The following is a 19,827-nucleotide window of genomic DNA, read 5'->3' on the forward strand; positions in this document are numbered from 1 at the left end:
TCCATTTCCTCCCATATTTTCCACTTTTTGTTCTTCGTTTCATTTACCGTTTGTCGGTGGCCTTCGCAAGGAAATCGCCGACCCCTTGGATAATGAAAACGATAATTAAAATAATCACTGTTGCGACAAGGGTAACAGTGTAATTTCCACGTTGAAATCCTTCTTGCCAAGCCAAAGCGCCTAGCCCACCGGCACCGATCGCGCCTGCCATGGCGGTATAACCAATCATTGAGATCGTTGTGACTGTCAGTCCTGAAATCAATGCCGGAACACTTTCTGGGATCACGATCTTATAAATGATCTCCCAGTAACTAGCGCCCATCGCTTCTGCTGCTTCAATCACACCGGGATTGACTTCACGAAAAGCAATTTCCACCATCCGAGCATAAAACGGTGCTGCCGATAATACTAATGCTGGGATCGCTGCTTTTGCCCCTAGGAACGAACCGACTAATAACGTTGTAAAGGGAATGATCAAGACCATTAAAATCATGAATGGTGTTGAGCGAAAGGCGTTACTGATGATGGAAACCACATTATAGAAAATGTTGGCTCCCGCCGTTTGTTTACGCCCTAGTGAATAAAGCGCCAATCCTAGAAGCAAACCGATTACAACCACTAAAACCATGGAGAAGAAAGTCATAAACAAGGTGTCTAGGGTTGCTTGCTGCATATTGGCCCAGTCGACCTTTTCAAAATTAAAATAGGTTTCTACAAATGACTTATCCACGTTCAATCACCTCCACGCCTACTTGCTGCTCTTTGAAAAAGGTGATCGCTTTTTCGATCTCATTTGCTTCACCTGTCAATAAGACCGTCAAGCCGCCAAAGGATCCTTCATTGGTTTGTTGGATCTTTCCATAAACGACATTGACATCGATCTGGAAGCGGCGAATTGCTTGTGAAATGACTGGTTCATTGGCGTTGTCTTGCGTGAATGTCAAGGTCACTAAATGCCCTTGCGGATTTTCTCGTAAGAAGGCTTGCCGTAGTTCTTCGACATCTTCTTCTGGTTCCAAATCTTGCTGAACAAAACGTTTGGTCACTTCTTGCTGCGGGTTACGGAAAACCGATTGTACTGATCCTTCTTCCACGATCTGCCCATGCTCCATCACCGCGACCTTGTTGCAGATTTTGCGAATGACGTTCATTTCATGGGTAATCAGCACGATCGTCAAATGCAATTTTTTATTGATGGAAAGCAAGAGATCCAACACTTCTTCTGTTGTTTGTGGATCTAACGCACTCGTTGCTTCATCACACAGCAAAATTTCTGGTTCATTCGCTAATGCACGAGCAATCCCGACTCTTTGCTTTTGTCCGCCAGACAATTGTGCCGGATAGGCAGTTTCCCGTCCTTCCAACCCAACTAACTTGATCAGCTCTTGCGCTCGTTGCCGGCGTTTTGCTTTTTCAACGCCTGCCAACTCCAATGGCAATTCGATGTTCTCCGCCACCGTTCGAGACCATAATAGATTAAAGTGCTGAAAAATCATGCCTATTTTTTTACGGAAGTTTCTCAATTCTTTGTTTTTCAATGCCAAAATATTTTGACCGTTAATGACTACATCTCCTGCTGTCGGCAATTCTAAGCCGTTCAACAAACGAACTAATGTACTTTTCCCAGCACCAGAGTAGCCAACGATTCCATAGATATCGCCTTTTTCCACTTGCAGTGAAACATCATTGACGGCGTGGACAGCCGTTTGCTTTTTGCCGAATGACTTTTTTACATGCGACAATTCGATTAATGCCATGCTATTCCCATCTTTCCTCTTTGGTTGGTTAAACACAAAAAAAGCTTTCATCCTCTGTACATTATACTGTTACAAAGGACGAAAGCACAACTTCCGCGTTACCACCTTGATTTACTGTCGATTCACATCAACAGCCTCGCTCAGTACTTGAATTGCTTCGCATACTGCTGCACTGTAACGGGTGCCTCCCGTGATAGGCTTGTTTCCACTCACCTATCATGCTCAAAGACCATCTTCCATCCTCTCTCCGTTGCCCATTTGCACCAAACAGGGCTCTCTGTGTACGTTAAGAACATGTACTCTTCTTTTCAAAGCATTCATTTATTGAGCAAATTATAGCAACGTCTTATCCGACTGTCAATTCTTTTTGAAAAAATAGTCGTTTTTACAGATTTGACTTACAAGGCTTCAAATTGACTTGGGTCAACCTCTTTGAAGCTGACCAGCCAAGCGTTCATTTCGTCTTCATCATTTAAGGTATCAATGGATTGATCGATTTTTTCATTTACGGAAGAAATCACGCCCGTCAATGGACTTGGAAATTCACTGACTGCTTTTTCCGCTTCTAGCTCAACAAGGGTCTCTCCTTGTTTTAAAGCAGTTCCTGCTTTTTGAATCGAAGCAAACGTGACCGCACCAAGTTCTTCTTGCGCTTCTTTTGTTAAACCGACACAATATTCTTTCCCGTTAAACAAAACCCACAAATTATCTTTTTTTCTTAAGCATTTCTTTTCCATGATTCTAGTAAGACTCCTTCATATTCATTTTCTTTAAATCCATTAATCAAAAAGCGGTCGCCGCTAACCAGCAGTGGGCGCTTGATCAACATACCATCGGTTGCCAGCACATCAGCTGCGTCTTGGGCAGTCATGGTCGGCACTTTTTCTTTTAATTGCAATTCACGGTATTTCATGCCGCTTGTGTTAAAGAAACGGGTTAACGGTGCTTCGCTTGATTGGATCCAAGCCAGCAATTGTTCCGGTTGAGGCGGTGTGTTCACCATATCGATCGCTTCAAAGGGAATCTCGTGCTCTTCTAACCAACGCTTCGCATTTCGGCATGTACTGCATTTTGGGTACCAATAAAATGTAATCATGTGAACTCCTTAAAGTGTTTTTGGTGCGGTCTCAGCTTGATAGCGCATCGCTAAAATCAAACCGATCCCAATCATATTGCTTAATAGGGCAGATCCTCCTTGGCTAATAAACGGCAGTGGAATCCCCGTCAACGGTAAGAGACCGATGTTTGCGCCAATGTTTTCAAACACATGGAAGAGAATCATCATAATGATCCCAGTTGCCAAGTAAGCATAAAATTCATTGTTGGTATCGAAACATACGCGGATCATCCGGTAGATCAAAATAAAATACAATAAAATGACAAACGTGCTGCCAATAAACCCAAAATTCTCACCGATCACTGAAAAAATCATATCGGATTCTCGGACTGGTACATACACATCGCTGACATTAAATCCTTTCCCGAACATCCCGCCAGATGCGATCGCCATCAGAGCGTACGCCAATTGGAAGGATTGCCCTTGGGTATCATGAAAAGGATCTAGCCACGAATCGATACGGGCGAACTGGTACTCTTTAAAGATCCCTGTATTGTACAGCAACTCACGACCAACATCGGTAGTCACTAAGAAAATCGTTCCGCCGCCGAGAATCACGAATGCCGCAATCACTGGCACAACGATTCGCCAAGAGATCCCCGACATCAAGAAGACCCCACCGAAAATCGCCAGAAAGACCAACATCGTACCAAAGTCGTTTTGCAAGGTGATCAGGATCAGTACTGGAATCGTGACGGCCAACATTTTCGCAATCAGCAACCCATCTGTTTTCAGATCTCGTTCCCGATGCTTGACATTGTGCTGTGTGACGACTAAGGCCAACATCATAATATAGGCGATCTTCATCAACTCTGACGGCTGGAGAGTAAAGACCCCAAAACGGAACCAGTTTTTTGACCCTGTCGAGGCAGCCATTGTCCGGTCGTAAAATTTCAAAAGCGCCAACATGACGGCTAATCCGGCTCCATAAATATAGGGAGTCAATTTCCAAAGCCATTTTGATTTGATCTGCATGATAATAATCACCGCAATAATACCTAGCACATACCATAAAGCTTGAAACCCTAACGTTCGCAACATATTCGGGTTATTTGGATCGTGGGTCAACGCCACATACAAGGACGCCACACCAATCAGACATAATAAAAATACGGGTAGAATCACACCGTAGTCAATTCGATTATCGTTCGTTTTTATTCGTGAATTTTCCATGTCCACACTCTCTTCTGTAGAATCTTTATCCATTATAGTGATATTTGAGGAGAAAAGAAAGGATTGTCCACGAGCATTCACAAAAAATTTAGAAACTTTAATGATTTTCGGGAAAAGAGGGTTAAAAACAATCCGAAATTGTTTAGAATTACAATGAAAGAAGGGCTATATTCTGATTCATATCTGATCAATCAGAGTAAAACGATCGTATATGTACTAGATAGGAAGTTCAGCGACATACTTTTCAATGAAAACTCGCTGAATTCGTCTATTCTCCTTACTTAATAAAATATCTTATTCTTAGTATTCTTCTTTATTTTTGATAAATCTTTCCTCAATGTAACAGAATAAAGCAACTTTAACTCCATGATAGATCGCCACCTAGTTTTCGTTTCAAATATATAGCAACAAATGACTACTCTTAACTACTTTTTCCAAAATATAAATTGATACATGACAAGCCTAATTTACCACATTAATGTGGTAATGAAATGTTATTTACGCCACCACATAATTTCACTAGAATACAATTAAGGAAGCGCTTCCGGAGGTGAACCAATGATTTTAAATAATCGAGAACAACTGCTGTTGCAACTACTATTAGAACAAACGGAGTTTCGCCCTGCCTCTTTTTTTCAAAAGCAGTTAAATGTATCCCAAAAAACGGTTTATAACAATTTAACGACTTTAGAAAAGAAACTAAAAGATTCGGGACTAGCTCTCAAAAAAGTACCAAGAAAAGGAATCTTTTTATCTGGTTCTGAATCAGCAAAACAGAATGGTTATCGATTGTTAGCAAAAAAAGAGACTAAACTCGAACTATTTTCACCTAATTATCGTAAAATCTTTATTTTCGCTAACTATCTGTTTTCAGTAAAACCAATGCATTATCAGGAATTCTCTGAATATTTTTATATTAGCAACCAGTCAATAAAGAAAGATGTTGATGAAATCGTTGCTTTCTGTCGATTCCATCAAGTATCAACAAAAATGACTACTAGCGGACTCAAGCTAACCTCAGTTGAATCTGCTGCTCAAAACGTATTCAAATCTTTTTTAGAGAAGTATACCGACGCCAAAGCCAGTGAAAATCTTTTGGTCAACAATCTCTTTGACTCTAAGGTTCTCGATTTAACGAAGAAATTTGTCTCAGACATGACTCAAACAATCGGCCATCCAGTCAATAATTATTCTATTGAATCTTTGAAGCTTTCATTGCGAATTTTTCTTTCAAGACTTCTTATAGATAAACACATTGAAAAACAAGAGCATCTAGTATTTGACGAACTTAGACGAATGAAATTCTATATGATCGCGGTTGATTTTTCTGAAATGATCCAACAGCAACTACCTGTTCAATTTAGTGATACAGATATTCAATATGTATGTTCCTTGTTATTAGCACACGGCATCGAGCCTTTTGGTCAAATGGATGAGCCTCACGAATCTACTATCACAAATTGTACGAAACAAATTATTCAAAAAATGTCACATATGTTAAACGCAGATCTGACACAAGATAAATTATTGCTGCAAACATTATTGGCTCATATCGTTCCCATGATCCATCGATCAAAGACAGGAATTTTATTGAAAAACCCACTGATAAAAAGTATCAAAAAACAATACTCAACAATGTATACATTGACCAAATATGCAATTGGAGATTTAGAGGAGCGATTTCAAATCTTATTAACAGAAGACGAAGTTTCTTTTCTGACGATCCATTTTCAGCTAGCCTTTGAAAAGATAAAAATTACTAACCATATACTAATTGTTTGCCAATCTGGTTTTGCTACATCGGAGTTGATTTTTAACCGTATCAAACAAACGATCGCTGCTGATACCGTATTGGAGATCATTCCTTTGAGTAAACTGGTCAGTACATCTCTTGAAACTGTTGATCTGATCATATCAACTATTCCATTGGACATTACAGCACCGCCAGTTATTTATATTTCGCCGCTTCCTACTACCGAAGAAATAGGAAGAATCTCAGCAAAGATATCTAATCTTAATGAGAATGAGAAAAATTTTTACTCAAAAAAATACCAGAAAACGACTTTATTACAAAAATATTTAGATCCTACTTTCCTTTTTGTCAAAAAAAAGTTTCGAACAAAAAAAGATGTACTGGATTTTTTAGCAGATGATTATCTGAAAAAAAAGCTTGTTACAACAAAATTTAAGCATTCTCTATTTGAACGAGAGGAACTAGGAAGCACTGGCTTAAAGACGGGAGTAGCCATTCCACATGCTGATCCACATACAGTGAAAGAAACAAAACTTGCTTTTCTCACCCTCGATGCGCCAATTACTTGGGGAGACACAAAAATCCAACTAATTGTTTTGCTTGCGATTGCTGAAGAAAACATGATCGAGGCAAAAGAGTTGATCGCTTCGATTTACGGATTGTTTAACTCAGCCGAAGAAATTCAATGGATCGTTAATAGTCAAACGCAAGAAGAACTGTATCAAAGATTGTTAAGAGGAGGAAATTGATCATGTTTTTTGATCACCAAATCGTGTTACTTGAAAAAGATTCTAAAACAAAAGAGGAAGCTTTTCGACTATTAGCAGACGAACTCATCAAAACTCATTGTGTAAATGATCAGTTCTATCAAAATATCGTACAGCGAGAAGAAACCTTTCCTACAGGTTTAAAAATTAACGGCATTGGGGTAGCGATCCCACATACGGACAGCAAATTTGTTTTACGATCCCAAGTCGCTTTTATGTCACTTGCCTCTCCCCTTTCATTTATTGAAATGGGTTCGCAAGAAAAGAAAATCGATGTATCTCTGTTGTTCATGCTTGCATTGAAGGAACCACATGAGCAATTGGGTATGCTACAAAATCTTATCTCTATGTTTCAAACACCAGGGGTTTTGGAAGCCCTATCCTCAGTAACGACTAAAGAAGCGTATCTTTCGATTATTGAAAAAAATGGCCTGCAATAAAAAGGAGGAACAATTATGTTAAATGCATTACAGTGGTTCGTTGATCTAGGTTCAATCGTTGTTTTGCCTATTTTAATTTTTATTTTTGGAATAATTTTGGGAACCAAGCCTGGCAAAGCCTTTACTTCAGCCTTAACTGTTGGTGTCGGGTTTGTTGGATTGAATTTGGTGATTGACCTTCTAAGCAGCAGCTTGGGTCCTGCCGCCCAGCATATGGTTGAACGTCTAGGATTAAATTTGACAACGATTGATGTCGGATGGCCTGCCGCAGCGGCAATTTCTTACGGGACGATTTTAGGAAGTCTTGCCATTCCGATTGGTGTGGTCCTAAATGTTCTACTCATCATTTTAGGGCTGACTAAAGTATTGAATGTAGATATTTGGAATATTTGGCACGCAGCCTTCATCTCTTCTCTGATTTATGCCCTCACTGGAGACTTTGCAATGGGGATCGCGGCCACCGTCATCTATTTGATGATGATTCTTTTAATGGGAGATATTTTAGGTCCGATCATTAATAAGTTCTACGGATTTCCTAATATCACTTTTCCTCATGGTACCGCCGCACCAGGATTCATCTTTGCACTTCCGATGAATTGGCTCTTTGATCGTATTCCAGGACTAAAAGATTGGAAAGCAGATCCAGAAACCATTCAGAAAAAATTTGGTGTCTTTGGTGACTCTACTGTTATGGGCTTTTTGATTGGTCTCATCATGGGAATACTTGCCGGATATGACACAGCAGGTGTCGGCCAATTAGCCGTCCAAACAGGCGCTGTGATGGTTTTGATGCCTAAAATGGTTGCTTTACTGATGGAAGGTCTAACGCCTATTTCTGAATCTGCAAATGAATTCGTCAAAAAACGGTTTCCTGGAAGAGAGCTTTACATCGGTATGGATGCAGCATTATCGGTTGGTCATCCAGCTGTCCTTTCTTCCTCATTGCTGCTAGTTCCGATCACTATTTTGTTAGCCGTAATTCTACCTGGCAATACGACCTTGCCTTTTGGTGATTTAGCAACCATTCCCTTTCTGATTTGCTTGATGGCTGCTGTTTTTGGAGGAAACATCATTCGAACAGTAATTGCTGGAACGATTTATATGGTAAGCATTCTCTATATTACTTCGTGGGCAGCACCGCTTGTCACTACTGCTGCTCGATCCGCAAACTTTGATCTACAAGGAAACTCTATGATCACTGCTATGGCTGAAGGTGGTTTATGGACCACATTCCTTTATGTCGGCTTAACAAAAATATTAAGCTGGGGCGGTTTAGCCATAATTGGCGTCTCTGTTTTGTTTGGATTGATTTATGTAAATAAAATTCGTCCCAAGAAACAAACATCGAAATTATAGGAGGAAATGATAATGAAAAAACTATTGATTATGTGCGGTACAGGTGTTGCAACTTCAACAATTGTAACAAATAAGGTAAAAGAATGGCTGAAAGAAAAAGGGATGACTGATCAAGTGAAACTGTATCAATCCAAAGTGGCAGATGAGATGAATAAAATTGATAACTATGACATCGTGGTGAGTACAACGGTTGTTCCAGACTCAATCAAAGATCGCGTAATTATGGGGCTGCCACTCTTAACAGGGATTGGTACAGAAGAAATGTACGCGGAAATCGAAAAGAAAATCAAAGAATAAGGAGAATGCCCTATGTTGGTCACAACAAAAGAACTATTCGCACATGCAGAAAAACACAATTATGCATTACCCGCAGCAAATTTTTTCGACTTAACTAGTGCAAGAACATACGCGGAGACTGCTGAACGTTTAAACAAGCCTTTGATATTGGCCTTCGCTCAGTCCCATATGAACATGTTGACTTTAGAAGAGGCTGCCATGATTGGAAAATTTTTAGCAAAAAAAAGCACTACACCTATCGCTTTGCACTTAGATCACGGTACCGATGAAGAGGTCATCAAAAGAGCCATTCATTTAGGTTTTACTTCCGTAATGATCGACGCTTCTGAGGAGTCATTCGAAGAAAATGTCCGTCGGTCAAAGGAGATCGCCGATTACGCTCATAAAAATGGTGTCGTTGTTGAAGCCGAAATCGGGCACGTTGGGTCGGAAAACAGTCTGGAATCAGCCGTAAATAGTCAATCTATTTACACAGAACCTTCTGAGGCTGTTGCATTTGCCAAATTAACCGGGGTTGATTCGTTGGCAGTTTCTATTGGCACCTCTCACGGACATTATCAAGGGATACCCAAAATAAATTTTGACGTTTTAAAGGAAATACACCATGCCGTCAATGTTCCTCTTGTTCTGCATGGCGGATCCTCTTCTGGCGATGAAAACCTTGAAAAATGTGCCTTAGAAGGTATCCGGAAAATAAATATTTTTACTGACTTTGTCACTGCTGCTATGAATGAAATTCACAAAAATCAACCAAATGACTATTTCGATTTACTTCATTCAGCAAGCAATGGAATGTCCAAGACACTCGAGCACTATTTTACAGTCTTTCATACCAAACCTTACCGTGAAGGAGAAAGCTAATGAAAAAAAGAACTTTAAGAACGCCATTCTTTGTCATCAATCCCAAAGCCTATCTTTATGGAAAACAAGCATTGGCATTGGCAAAAGCTGCTGATGAGTTGTCATCTTTGTATGACATCGACATTCTATTTACTGTTCAGCATGCAGACGTTTCTTTAATTAAACAGGCAACAACACATTTATTCGTCACTGTCCAACATTTAGACGGAATCGAAATTGGTCGTGGAATGGGCTATGTTTTACCCGAAGCAGTGGCAGAAGCCGGAGCTGAAGCTACCTTTTTAAACCATACTGAACACCCCATGACATTGCAAGAACTGACTAAAGCGATTCAGCGCTCAAATGAATTGGGTCTCTTAACAATTGTCTGTGCGAATTCATTGAGTGAAGCGAGAGCCGCGGCTTCCCTAAAACCCGATGTGATGGTTTGCGAGCCAACCGAACTAATTGGGACAGGACAAACCAGTGATCTTCAATACATGACGGAAACAAATCGTGTTGTTCGGGAAATTGATCCAGAAATCCTGATTTTGCAGGCTGCTGGTATATCTAGTGCTGCCGATGTTGAAAAAGCTTTGTCGTCAGGTGCTGATGGTACCGGAGGGACAAGCGGTATTGTGCAAGCAGATGATCCAGTTCAAACCCTTACAGAAATGATCAAACAAGCGGTGAAGCACAAAAAGGAGGATTAAGACTGTGAAATTTTTAAAAGAGCAACTGACGTTAACTTCTAACGGGAATCGAGTGTCTTACCACAACATCACAGAAGAAGTGAAAGCAATGGTTGAAAAAAGCGGAATTTCAAATGGAATCTGTCTCGTACAGTCTCCCCATACGACTTGTTCTGTTATCTTTGAAGAATACATGCATGATACAGACTTTAACGGAGATGAATTTCTTCAAGTTGATTTAAACCGAATTCTCGATAAAATTATTCCTCGTGAACTATCAGAAAATACCGATTATCGTTATCCTGGACCAAAGCATTTAGAATTTTTGATGAGTCTGGACGATCCAAACTACCCAACAGATCCAGCAACGATTTTAAACGGCGATGCACATATTCGCTCGAGTTTTTTCGGTGCAAGCGAAAGCTTTATTTTAAGTAATGGCAAGCTAGAGATCGGCTCTGTAGGCTATATCTATTTTGTTGATTTCGATCAAAATCGTGTGCGAAATAGGACATGCCATGTAATGCTAATGGGCGAATAAGAACAGTTATCGGGTAAATCAGGAAAAATTTAGATTACTTATCGCCTGCAAAAGAAAAACCATGAATCCTCTAAAAGAAGATTCATGGTTTTTCATTTCTTATGCCAGCTATAGGGATCGAACCTACGACCTACGCGTTACGAGTGCGTTGCTCTACCAACTGAGCTAAGCTGGCGTTGTATGGCACAAAGAAAATTATATGCAAAAACGGTTGTTTTGTAAAGAGGTCTGCTGAAAAAAATCTACTTACTGAAATTTTCCGAAAATTGTGATATAATAGAAGTATCAAGGAGGTTTTTACATGGCAACATTTGGTAAATTCGAAACAACAATTGTCCCGTCACAAGAAGGTTCAACGTTTGAGGTCGCTACTCCTGTCATGTTCACGTTCCATGGGAAGAAACAAACTGGTACCATCACAAAGCAGTTGAAAAACTCTGCGGTGGTCGAGCTGAACGAAACCCCAGAAAACCAGAAATTAGTTTCGCAAAGTAATGGTGTATTGATCATCAATTACAAACAATTAACCAAACTATAACTCGTTTAATGCAAGGAGAAAATCAGTTGATTTTCTCCTTTTTTCATTGTTTGTTTTTTTGAAAAACGCAAAAAAAGCCATGGATAACCGATCGAACCGTTTTGGCTGTCGATCTTCTTCCATGGCGTCATTGACGAGGCAAAACTTGAAGCAGTTGCCGTTGTCGTATTTGTATTGATTTATTTTGTACCGAATAGACGGTCACCGGCATCGCCCAAACCAGGAACGATATAGCCGTGTTCATTTAGGCGTTCATCAAGATTTGCAGTGTAGATGTCAACATCTGGATGGGCATCTTGCAATGCTTTCACGCCTTCTGGTGCAGCAACTAAGCAGACGAATTTCATGTTTGAAGCACCACGTTTTTTCAGTGCATCGATCGCCATGATCGCTGAACCACCCGTAGCTAACATTGGGTCAACGATAAATAATTGACGTTCATCGATATCTTCAGGTAATTTTACGAAGTATTCGTGTGGTTCTAGCGTTTCTTCATCACGGTACATCCCGATATGACCAACTTTTGCGGCTGGGATCAATTCAAGGATACCATCAACCATGCCTAGACCTGCGCGCAGGATGGGAATGATCGCTACCTTTTTACCGGATAGTGTTTTTTGTGTTGATTCTTCAATTGGTGTTTCAATCACTAGATCTTCAAGCGGCATGTCCCGAGACACTTCATACGCCATCAACATTGCGATTTCATTAACAACTTCACGGAAAACCTTTGTTCCACAGTTCTTGTCGCGGATCATTGTTAATTTGTGTTGGATCAGCGGGTGATCGATTACTTGAAATTTACCCATTTAAAAAAATCTCCTTTGGTTTTTCTCTTATTTTAAAGCAAATCGGCTCTTGTTACAACCATCTGCCCCAGGCAATGCTGCTTTTCCTCAAAAAAAGGATTGTGTTAGAAGGAAGGAGACAAGACGGCATGTATCACGCCTCTACGTTCATTCTAGCCCCTTTTTCACTTTTGGTGATCAAAGAGCTGGAGCGCAGGAAAAACGCGTGAGACGTCTTGTCTGACCTTAACTTCTGTCACAGTCCCATTTTATTTGTTTTTGTAAAGTGGATAGTTGTCCGTCAATTCTTTGACTTGCGCCGCTACTTCTGCCAAGACGGCTTCATCATTTGGTTTTTCTAAAACTTTGACGATCAATTTCGCCACTTCGACACAATCTTCTTCTTTAAAGCCACGACTAGTGATCGCTGGTGTCCCCACGCGAATCCCACTCGTTTTGAAAGGACTTAATGATTCGAAAGGAATCGAGTTTTTATTGACGGTAATATTGACTTGATCCAGCAAGGCTTCTGCTTCTTTTCCGTTCAAATCAAAGCCACGCACATCGATCAATAATAGGTGATTGTCTGTTGCACCAGAGACCAAGCGGGCTTGTGGTGCTTGGTTGAAGACTTTCGCCATTGCTTGCGCATTGCGGATGACTTGTTCAGAGTACTCTTTGAACGACGCATCTTGTGCTTCTTTAAAAGCGACAGCTTTCGCTGCGATCACGTGCTCTAATGGTCCGCCTTGGATGCCAGGGAAAACGGCACTATTGATTTTTTTCGCTAAGTCTTCATCATTTGTTAAAATCAAACCGCCTCGAGGGCCGCGTAATGTTTTATGGGTCGTAGAAGTCGTGATGTCCGCATAAGGAACTGGGTTTGGATGAAGACCAGCCGCTACTAAACCAGCGATATGCGCCATATCCACCATCAATTTTGCGCCAACTTCATCAGCGATTTCACGGAACTTCGCAAAATCGATCGTACGTGAGTAAGCACTGGCACCGGCAACGATCAGTTTCGGTTGATGCTTGCGCGCCAAAATACGAACGACATTGTAGTCAATGACTTCTGTTGCAGGATCAACACCATAACTAACAAAATTATAGGTCTTGCCGCTGAAATTCACTGGTGAGCCATGGGTCAAATGACCGCCTGCGGAAAGATCCATCCCTAATACTGTATCGCCTGTTTCGATCAACGCTAAATAAGCTGCTGTGTTGGCTTGAGAACCAGAATGCGGTTGAACATTGGCATATGCCGCACCGAAAATACTTTTCGCCCGTTCAATTGCTAAGTTTTCTACCACATCAACAAATTCACAACCACCATAGTAACGACGACCTGGATAACCCTCAGCGTATTTATTTGTCAAAATACTACCTTGCGCAGCCATTACACCTTCTGAAACGATATTTTCAGACGCAATCAATTCCAAATTGTTTTGTTGACGATTCGTTTCTTTTTCGATCGCTTGCCACAATTCGGGATCAAACGTTTGATAATCCATGCTTACAACACCCCTTTACCTTAATGGTAGCATTGTATCACATTTCTTCATAAGCTACCTATAATGAATTCTGGTTTTTTGCTAATTTTCTTGAAAGAAACTTTGATTTGCAGCTTTTTTCAATCGATTCATATAAGCAGCCCCTAAGCCGCTTTCTGGAAACGTGGGTGCAAATATAATATCTAGCTCAGCAATCGATTCATCTAACGCCCGTAACCCCGCAAACAGCCCTTTTGTCGCGGCTTCCACACTGTCATCAAAAAATAAATAAATGGCCGCCGCTTCAAAGCGGACTTGCTCGGCGATCGTCGGTCCAGCTAAAACACCTACCTTAAGTTGCTGTTCTTTTGCCCAAGCCATGGCTGCCGACCAATCTTGGTCATTGACCATCATGACGTTGGTATTCGGTGCATAGTGCTTGTATTTCATGCCCGGCGCTTTGGGTGCTTCACTTTCTGTTACTAAATGCTGATCGACGAGGACTTTCGTTTGTAAGACTGCTTCAAGCTGTTCTTTAGAGATCGCACCAGGACGTAAGATGATCGGCGGCGCCTTTGGGTCACTCAAATCTAAGACTGTTGATTCGACACCGATCTGCGTCACCCCATCATCCAAGATGCCAGCGATTTTGCCTGCCAGATCATGCTGAACATGCGCAGCTGATGTTGGGCTTGGTTTACCAGATGTATTCGCGCTAGGACCAACCAATGGCTGTTGGGCTTGTTTGATCAACGCTAACGTCTTGGTGTTGTTGGGCATCCGAAAAGCCGCTGTGGATAAGCCGCCAGTAACGATGCTAGGTAAACTGTCTTTTTTGATCGAAAAGATCAAGGTTAAGGGCCCCGGCCAGAAAGTTTCCATCAATTTATCAGCGAAGGGATGCTTGTTATCCACAAACGGTTCCAACTGCTCTGGCTCGGCAATATGAACGATCAAAGGGTTGTCACTAGGTCGTCCTTTGACTTGATATACTTGCGCAACAGCATTGGGCAAAAGCGCGCTAGCCCCTAGTCCATAGACGGTTTCCGTCGGGAACGCCACTAATCCCCCTTCAGCTAAAATAGCTGCTGCTTCGTTTAACTGTGATTGATCAAAAATTTTTGTTTCCACAATTTATCCACATCCTTTTTTGAGAAGTTTCCACACTTATCAACATTTTCTGGTTTCTTTTCCACATTTTGTGGATAAGTCGTTTGTCAAGTGTGGATAACCCTGTTTATAACTCGGTTTATTTAGAAGTCGTTCATTTCATAAGGTTTTTGCAATTTTTCCTGTGTAAAAAAAAATTATTTATCCACATCTTGTGGATGACTGACGAGCACCATCCGGTCTTGACCCGCAAGATCTTTTACTACGGTGACTTCTTTGTTGGGAAAAGCGGCTGCAAACAGTTGTTGAACGGCGGGTCCTTGCTGAAAGCCGATTTCTAGCGCCATTTGCCCACTTGGCGCCAAACACTTCGGTGCTTGCTGTGCTAATTGCTTATAGATCGCTAACCCTTGTTCTTGAGCAAAAAGCGCCATTTTAGGCTCTTTTTCCCGTACGCTGATATCCATCAGCGGCCACTCTTCAGCGCTGATATACGGCGGGTTGGAAACGATCAGATCCCATTGCTGATCTGCCACAGGCTCTAAGGTATTTCCTTGGAAAAAGCGGATCTCTGCGCCTAAGGTTGCCGCATTTTCTTTAGCAACGGCTAATGCCTCTGCTGAAAGATCCACGGCACTTACGGCCCACTGGGGACGTGCCAATTTCAAGGCAATGGCGATCGCTCCAGTACCTGTGCCGATGTCTACGACTCGTAGTGGCTGATCTGCTGGTAATTTTGCCAAACACTTTTCCACCAGCTCTTCGGTTTCTGGACGCGGGATCAAGGTTGCAGGAGTCACTTTTAAGCGATGCCCATAAAATTCTTCATACCCCAGTAAATATTGCGGGGGTTCATGCTGTAGCAGCTGTTCAAGATCTGCTGCGATCTGTGCCTCATCTTCCTTTAGGATGGGTTGGTCCATCTGCAGCAGCCAATCGAGTTGCTGCCAGTTTTTTCGCTGTAAAAACAGGTATTGGATCGCATACCCGTCCAGCCCTTTCGTTTCTAAAAAAGAAGAAGCCCGTGAAAGGACTTCTCGATAGGTTTTAGCCATTTTGCATCTCATCTAATTTTGATGTTTGATCGTAAACGATCAGTGCATCAACAATTTCATCGAGTTTTCCAGCTAAAATTTGATCCAATTTTTGAATAGTCAACCCGATACGGTGATCTGTTACGCGGTTTTGTGGGAAGTTATAGGTCCGAATCCGTTCAGAACGATCGCCGGTACCCACTGCTGATTTACGGTTTGCATCGTATTCGCTTTGTGCTTCTTGCTGCATTTGGTCATAGACCCGTGCCCGCAAGACTTTCATCGCTTTCTCACGGTTTTTCAGCTGTGAACGCTCATCTTGCATCGCAACAGCGATCCCTGTTGGCAAGTGCGTCAAACGAACAGCAGAAGCTGTTTTGTTGACGTGCTGACCACCAGCACCAGAGGCATGGTAAATATCGGTTCGAATATCTTTGTCTGCGATATCGATTTCGACTTCTTCAGCTTCAGGCATAACCACGACCGTTGCCGTAGACGTATGGATTCGGCCTTGCGATTCGGTAGACGGTACCCTTTGTACTCGGTGGGCGCCGCTCTCATATTTCAATTTTGAAAAGACGTTGTCGCCAGTGATCATCATGATGACTTCTTTGTAGCCGCCGATTCCAGTGACGTTGGCATCCATGACTTCAACTTTCCAACCTTGGTTTTCCGCATATTTTTGATACATATTGAAAAGATCGCCAGCAAATAAGGCTGCTTCATCGCCGCCTGCTGCACCACGGATCTCCATGATGATGTTTTTGTCATCATTCGGATCTTTTGGCAATAACAAAATTTTGATGCGTTCTTCTAAAACATCTTTTTCTTTTTTCAAATCAGAGAGTTCTTCTTTGGCCATCTCTGCCATTTCCGCATCAAGGTTTTCCCCAAGCATTTCTTCGGTATCCTTGATTCCTTCAACGACTTCTTTGTAACGGCGGTAGACTTCCACCGTTTCCCGTGTATTGGCTTCTTCTTTTGAAAGCTGCATGAAGCGTTTGGTGTCAGAGATCACGGCTGGATCACTTAGTAATTCGCCTAATTCTTCGTAACGGTCTTCGATTGCTTGTAACTGATCGTACATTGATTATTCTCCTTCTTTTTTCATTCCCGGGTGAAAGTAATGCTTGCGGCAAACTGGATAATACGCTTCATTGCCGCCGATTTGTACTTGATCGCCCTCGTAAACGGGTTTTCCGTCGATATAGTGCAAGTTCATGGTTGCTTTTTTATGACAGAACCAGCAGATGGTTTTCATCTCTTCGATTTTATCTGCGTAAAGCAGCAAGTATTTTGAGCCTTCAAATAATTCATTGCGGAAATCATTTTTCAAACCAAAGGCCATCACAGGGATACCTAACTCGTCCACGATTTTGGTGAAAGCCAGCACGTGATGCTTCTTTAGGAACTGTGCTTCATCGATTAAAATACAATAAGGTTTATAACCCAGGTCTTTGATCAAATGGAACAGATCCGTTTCATCAAAAATCGGGATCGCGTCTCGTTCTAAGCCGATGCGACTCGAAACATTTCCCACGCCACTTCTCGTGTCCAATCCGCTTGTCATGATCACGACTGGTTTATCTTGTTCTTCATAGTTGTGAGCAACTTTCAGTATCTCGATCGTTTTCCCACTATTCATTGCGCCATATTTAAAAAAAAGCTGTGCCATCTCGCCCATCCTTCCTCATACTCCTTTGGTATTATACTTGAAAAAGGAGAATTTTTACAGACTTAAATTCGACACATGCCGCCTTTTACGCAAGAGTTTTACGAAAAGTTAACGGATTTTTTTCCGCCAGCATCTCTTACTCGTTTCTGACTTTTCGGGCCACTTCTGCCAATACTTGACAAGCCAGTGGGTATTCTGGATTTTCAGCCCCATTGATATCCGTTGCAATGATCGCAAATCCAAGCTGCTGATAGAGCTTGATTGCTGCGTGGCTCCAAGTTTGCGTATGAAGATACATCGGTTCATTGGCTGCCTCCAAGACAGAAACGACTTGCGTGACCAAGCCGCGAGCGATCCCTTGGCGCTGGGCTTGCGGCATTACTGCTACCCAATGGACTAGTGGAACCAGTGTGCCGTCTTGCTTGGCTTTTTTCCAAGCGGTAGCCGTACCGACCGGTGTACCTGATTGATCAAGGGCAAAAAACATTCGCTGTCCTAGCTGTGCTTGCTCGGGCATAAATTCCTTTTCAAAATACGCCAATGCCTCGGCCTCATTGTCAAACTCTCCGACGGATGTTTCGATCCGTGCCCAATGCCTTTCGTCTCCTGCTTGGTAGCTGCGTAGCGAATAGTTATCGGATTGAAGGGGCTGGATCGGTGTGTTTTTGTGCGCTCGCTTCATCCAGATTTCTGCATATGGAATTGATTTATCTAACATTGGTTGTGCCTCTCTCTCATTGGTTTTTTCCTTGTTCAAAGGTTTATTTGAGAATCAATTTGGAATCAATCATGTAATTTCTTTACTAGAAAAATTTCTGTTAGCTGATTTTGCGTATGGGCGATTCTCCCAATTTCGTCATAACCCATTCGCTGATAAAAATCTGGCGCTTGAAAATCAAAGGTCGCCGTCTGACAGTTTTCACAGCCAAATGCTTTCAACTGCTGTTCAAGATCCGTAAGAATCTGCTTGCCATACCCTTTCCCCCGCTCGGATGCTTTGACCCACAGGGTGTCAAGATAGCCGATATGATACATTGAGGCGTAGGCAATGCCACCAGCAATCACCACACCCTCTTTTTTGATTACACTGCTAAAGTTCTGATAGGTCTCTGTTTGTGTAAATGGTTTTTGGTGCTTTGTGTAAGCTGTTAATGCTGTTTCTAACGCAGCCAATTCTTGGTCTGTTCCTTGTTCAATGATTCGCGTCATATTCAATCACTCCTTCTTGTTTCTTGATGATCTGCGATGATCTGATCGACCGTTTCTGCTATCGCTAGGCCTTCTTTGATCAGTCTTTCCTCTGAAGATCCTTTTGGGAAAAGCAAGTCACGCTCAAGCCACCATTTACGCATCGTTTCCTCGGAAAAATAGTCTCGCTGCATTCGGGTCTGATGTCTTTTGACCGTTTCCTCAAAAGAAAGATCAAAATAATAAACTAGCTTTTTTTGGGGAAAGAGTTTCATTAGAAAGTCGAGAAAGTCTTGGTATTTTTCACGAGAATAAATTCCTTCAACAAGTACCACCGGCACTTTCCCCTTCGCATATAGGACAGCTTCTTTCATCAAACCGCTGGCTAAATTATTAGGGGTATCTTTGACACAAAAAATTTCTCGCCGAAAAACATCTTGTGAAATCAGCACTGCCTCTTCCCCAAAAACGTGCTGAACAGCTTTGGCAATAGTGGTTTTGCCGCTGCCAGAATTACCTCGAAGTAAAATCAAAAAACTTTCCATGCAAACTTCCTTTCTTCATTGCCCTGTTTTCTAAGCATATCTCTTGTTTTTCTCTACTAGAAGCATACCATAGAAGCAAAGGAGGAATACCTATGAAAGATACGGCAATTTTTGCTGGCGGTTGTTTTTGGTGCATGGTGAAGCCTTTTGATTCGCTGCCAGGCATCCTCAAAGTGGTTTCTGGCTTTACTGGTGGCCATGTGCCTAACCCAACCTACCAACAAGTAACGACAGGTACCACCGGTCACACCGAAGCAGTTGAGATCACCTTTGATCCTGAAGTCATCTCTTATGAAGAATTGGTTGCCATCTATTGGCAACAGACAGACCCCACAGATGCGTTTGGTCAGTTTGCCGACCGTGGTGATTCCTATCGTCCAGTGATTTTTTACAATAGTGAAGAACAAAAAGCGATTGCGGAAAAATCAAAGGCGCAGTTGCAAGCTAGTGGCCGCTTTGACCGTCCGATCGTAACGAAGATCGAACCAGCAGAACCTTTTTATCCTGCAGAAGACTATCATCAAGATTTTTACAAAAAAAATGCAGCCCATTACAATGCTTATAGCGAAGGCTCCGGTCGAGCTGGCTTTATTCGCCAAAACTGGGCTTAACTTTTTGGGGAACGTTCATTACAATTCATCACTAACAGCCGATCTGCTCTCAAGGCAGATCGGCTGTTTTCTGTTTTTTCCCAAAAAGGAAATTGACAGTCAGGGCATTTTC

24 protein-coding genes, 1 tRNA gene and 1 other annotated feature are annotated in these 19,827 nt (G+C 41.9%); of the genes, 9 read left to right on the forward strand and 16 right to left on the reverse strand.

Translation table 11 applies throughout. The features are described 5' to 3' along the window. Positions 1-43: 43 nt before the first annotated feature. The 5 genes from IGI78_RS14175 to IGI78_RS14195 all read right to left on the reverse strand — a co-directional run bounded on the left by IGI78_RS14175 (position 44) and on the right by IGI78_RS14195 (position 4,047). Complete coding sequence (locus IGI78_RS14175) at positions 44-730, reverse strand: methionine ABC transporter permease (protein WP_060791558.1); 687 nt, start codon at positions 728-730, stop codon at positions 44-46. Next, positions 723-1,757 carry a methionine ABC transporter ATP-binding protein gene (locus IGI78_RS14180; RefSeq protein WP_077452289.1) on the reverse strand — a complete coding sequence of 345 codons (1,035 nt, stop codon included), beginning with the start codon at positions 1,755-1,757 and terminating at the stop codon, positions 723-725. The genes IGI78_RS14175 and IGI78_RS14180 overlap by 8 nt, the downstream gene beginning before the upstream one ends. A 71-nt stretch (positions 1,758-1,828) precedes the next feature. Further along, positions 1,829-2,078 (reverse strand) — a binding site (T-box leader). 77 nt (positions 2,079-2,155) lie between these two features. After that, positions 2,156-2,494, reverse strand: a complete 339-nt coding sequence (locus IGI78_RS14185; protein ID WP_010749086.1) for a glycine cleavage system protein H — start codon at positions 2,492-2,494, stop codon at positions 2,156-2,158. Continuing rightward, positions 2,476-2,853 carry an arsenate reductase family protein gene (locus IGI78_RS14190; RefSeq protein WP_195266221.1) on the reverse strand — a complete coding sequence of 126 codons (378 nt, stop codon included), beginning with the start codon at positions 2,851-2,853 and terminating at the stop codon, positions 2,476-2,478. The genes IGI78_RS14185 and IGI78_RS14190 overlap by 19 nt, the downstream gene beginning before the upstream one ends. 9 nt (positions 2,854-2,862) lie before the next feature. Beyond that, positions 2,863-4,047, reverse strand: a complete 1,185-nt coding sequence (locus IGI78_RS14195) for an FtsW/RodA/SpoVE family cell cycle protein (RefSeq protein ID WP_430618586.1) — start codon at positions 4,045-4,047, stop codon at positions 2,863-2,865. A 558-nt stretch (positions 4,048-4,605) separates the two neighbouring features. On the opposite strand from IGI78_RS14195, the gene IGI78_RS14200 reads away from it, so the two are divergent. The 7 genes from IGI78_RS14200 to IGI78_RS14230 are packed head-to-tail and all read left to right on the forward strand — an operon-like array spanning position 4,606 to position 10,733. Then, positions 4,606-6,549: a BglG family transcription antiterminator gene (locus IGI78_RS14200; RefSeq protein ID WP_195266223.1), complete on the forward strand. Its 1,944-nt coding sequence runs from the start codon at positions 4,606-4,608 to the stop codon at positions 6,547-6,549. A 2-nt stretch (positions 6,550-6,551) separates the two neighbouring features. Beyond that, the gene (locus tag IGI78_RS14205; protein ID WP_005233600.1) at positions 6,552-7,007 is read left to right on the forward strand and encodes a PTS sugar transporter subunit IIA; all 456 of its coding nucleotides are present in this window, start codon (positions 6,552-6,554) and stop codon (positions 7,005-7,007) included. A gap of 15 nt (positions 7,008-7,022) precedes the next feature. Next, positions 7,023-8,363: a PTS galactitol transporter subunit IIC gene (locus IGI78_RS14210; protein ID WP_077452292.1), complete on the forward strand. Its 1,341-nt coding sequence runs from the start codon at positions 7,023-7,025 to the stop codon at positions 8,361-8,363. Positions 8,364-8,375: 12 nt separating this feature from the next. Further along, a complete protein-coding gene (locus IGI78_RS14215) occupies positions 8,376-8,660 on the forward strand; it encodes a PTS sugar transporter subunit IIB (RefSeq protein ID WP_010749080.1) in 285 nt (94 codons plus the stop codon). 12 nt (positions 8,661-8,672) lie between these two features. After that, the gene (locus IGI78_RS14220) at positions 8,673-9,521 is read left to right on the forward strand and encodes a class II fructose-bisphosphate aldolase (protein ID WP_200126459.1); all 849 of its coding nucleotides are present in this window, start codon (positions 8,673-8,675) and stop codon (positions 9,519-9,521) included. Then, complete coding sequence (locus IGI78_RS14225) at positions 9,521-10,213, forward strand: triose-phosphate isomerase (protein ID WP_430618100.1); 693 nt, start codon at positions 9,521-9,523, stop codon at positions 10,211-10,213. The genes IGI78_RS14220 and IGI78_RS14225 overlap by 1 nt, the downstream gene beginning before the upstream one ends. 4 nt (positions 10,214-10,217) lie before the next feature. Continuing rightward, a complete protein-coding gene (locus tag IGI78_RS14230) occupies positions 10,218-10,733 on the forward strand; it encodes a YjbQ family protein (protein WP_008379364.1) in 516 nt (171 codons plus the stop codon). 102 nt (positions 10,734-10,835) lie between these two features. Here the strand turns inward: IGI78_RS14230 and IGI78_RS14235 are convergent. Further along, positions 10,836-10,908 (reverse strand) — tRNA-Thr (locus IGI78_RS14235). Between the two features lie 126 nt (positions 10,909-11,034). Between IGI78_RS14235 and IGI78_RS14240 the strand changes: the two genes are divergently transcribed. After that, positions 11,035-11,271, forward strand: a complete 237-nt coding sequence (locus IGI78_RS14240) for a hypothetical protein (RefSeq protein WP_005227896.1) — start codon at positions 11,035-11,037, stop codon at positions 11,269-11,271. Between the two features lie 5 nt (positions 11,272-11,276). On the opposite strand, the gene IGI78_RS14245 is transcribed toward IGI78_RS14240, so the two are convergent. From IGI78_RS14245 to IGI78_RS14290, 10 genes are all read right to left on the reverse strand, one after another. Then, entirely contained in the window at positions 11,277-11,402 is a 126-nt protein-coding gene (locus IGI78_RS14245) for a hypothetical protein (protein WP_267907348.1), read from the reverse strand. Positions 11,403-11,450: 48 nt separating this feature from the next. After that, positions 11,451-12,080 (reverse strand): uracil phosphoribosyltransferase, encoded by a 630-nt coding sequence (gene upp, locus IGI78_RS14250; RefSeq protein WP_005227894.1) that lies wholly within the window; start codon positions 12,078-12,080, stop codon positions 11,451-11,453. Positions 12,081-12,328: 248 nt separating this feature from the next. Beyond that, positions 12,329-13,573 (reverse strand): serine hydroxymethyltransferase, encoded by a 1,245-nt coding sequence (gene glyA, locus IGI78_RS14255; protein WP_008379359.1) that lies wholly within the window; start codon positions 13,571-13,573, stop codon positions 12,329-12,331. An 81-nt stretch (positions 13,574-13,654) separates the two neighbouring features. After that, positions 13,655-14,683: an L-threonylcarbamoyladenylate synthase gene (locus IGI78_RS14260; RefSeq protein WP_368255380.1), complete on the reverse strand. Its 1,029-nt coding sequence runs from the start codon at positions 14,681-14,683 to the stop codon at positions 13,655-13,657. A gap of 176 nt (positions 14,684-14,859) precedes the next feature. Then, the gene (prmC, locus tag IGI78_RS14265; RefSeq protein WP_368255378.1) at positions 14,860-15,717 is read right to left on the reverse strand and encodes a peptide chain release factor N(5)-glutamine methyltransferase; all 858 of its coding nucleotides are present in this window, start codon (positions 15,715-15,717) and stop codon (positions 14,860-14,862) included. Continuing rightward, positions 15,710-16,783: a peptide chain release factor 1 gene (gene prfA, locus IGI78_RS14270; protein WP_005227884.1), complete on the reverse strand. Its 1,074-nt coding sequence runs from the start codon at positions 16,781-16,783 to the stop codon at positions 15,710-15,712. The genes prmC and prfA overlap by 8 nt, the downstream gene beginning before the upstream one ends. 3 nt (positions 16,784-16,786) lie before the next feature. Beyond that, positions 16,787-17,371, reverse strand: coding sequence for a thymidine kinase (locus IGI78_RS14275; protein WP_005227882.1), 585 nt, complete (start codon positions 17,369-17,371; stop codon positions 16,787-16,789). Between the two features lie 136 nt (positions 17,372-17,507). Next, positions 17,508-18,089, reverse strand: coding sequence for a GNAT family N-acetyltransferase (locus IGI78_RS14280; RefSeq protein WP_430618102.1), 582 nt, complete (start codon positions 18,087-18,089; stop codon positions 17,508-17,510). A gap of 65 nt (positions 18,090-18,154) precedes the next feature. After that, on the reverse strand, positions 18,155-18,580 hold the full coding sequence (locus tag IGI78_RS14285; protein ID WP_077452298.1) for a GNAT family N-acetyltransferase: 426 nt from the start codon (positions 18,578-18,580) through the stop codon (positions 18,155-18,157). Between the two features lie 2 nt (positions 18,581-18,582). Further along, positions 18,583-19,104: an AAA family ATPase gene (locus IGI78_RS14290; protein ID WP_430618103.1), complete on the reverse strand. Its 522-nt coding sequence runs from the start codon at positions 19,102-19,104 to the stop codon at positions 18,583-18,585. Positions 19,105-19,196: 92 nt separating this feature from the next. On the opposite strand from IGI78_RS14290, the gene msrA reads away from it, so the two are divergent. Continuing rightward, on the forward strand, positions 19,197-19,715 hold the full coding sequence (gene msrA, locus IGI78_RS14295) for a peptide-methionine (S)-S-oxide reductase MsrA (protein WP_077452300.1): 519 nt from the start codon (positions 19,197-19,199) through the stop codon (positions 19,713-19,715). Positions 19,716-19,827: the final 112 nt, after the last annotated feature.

It is taken from the genome of Enterococcus sp. DIV1767 (assembly GCF_050542585.1).
Taxonomy (GTDB): Bacteria; Bacillota; Bacilli; order Lactobacillales; family Enterococcaceae; genus Enterococcus_D; species Enterococcus_D innesii.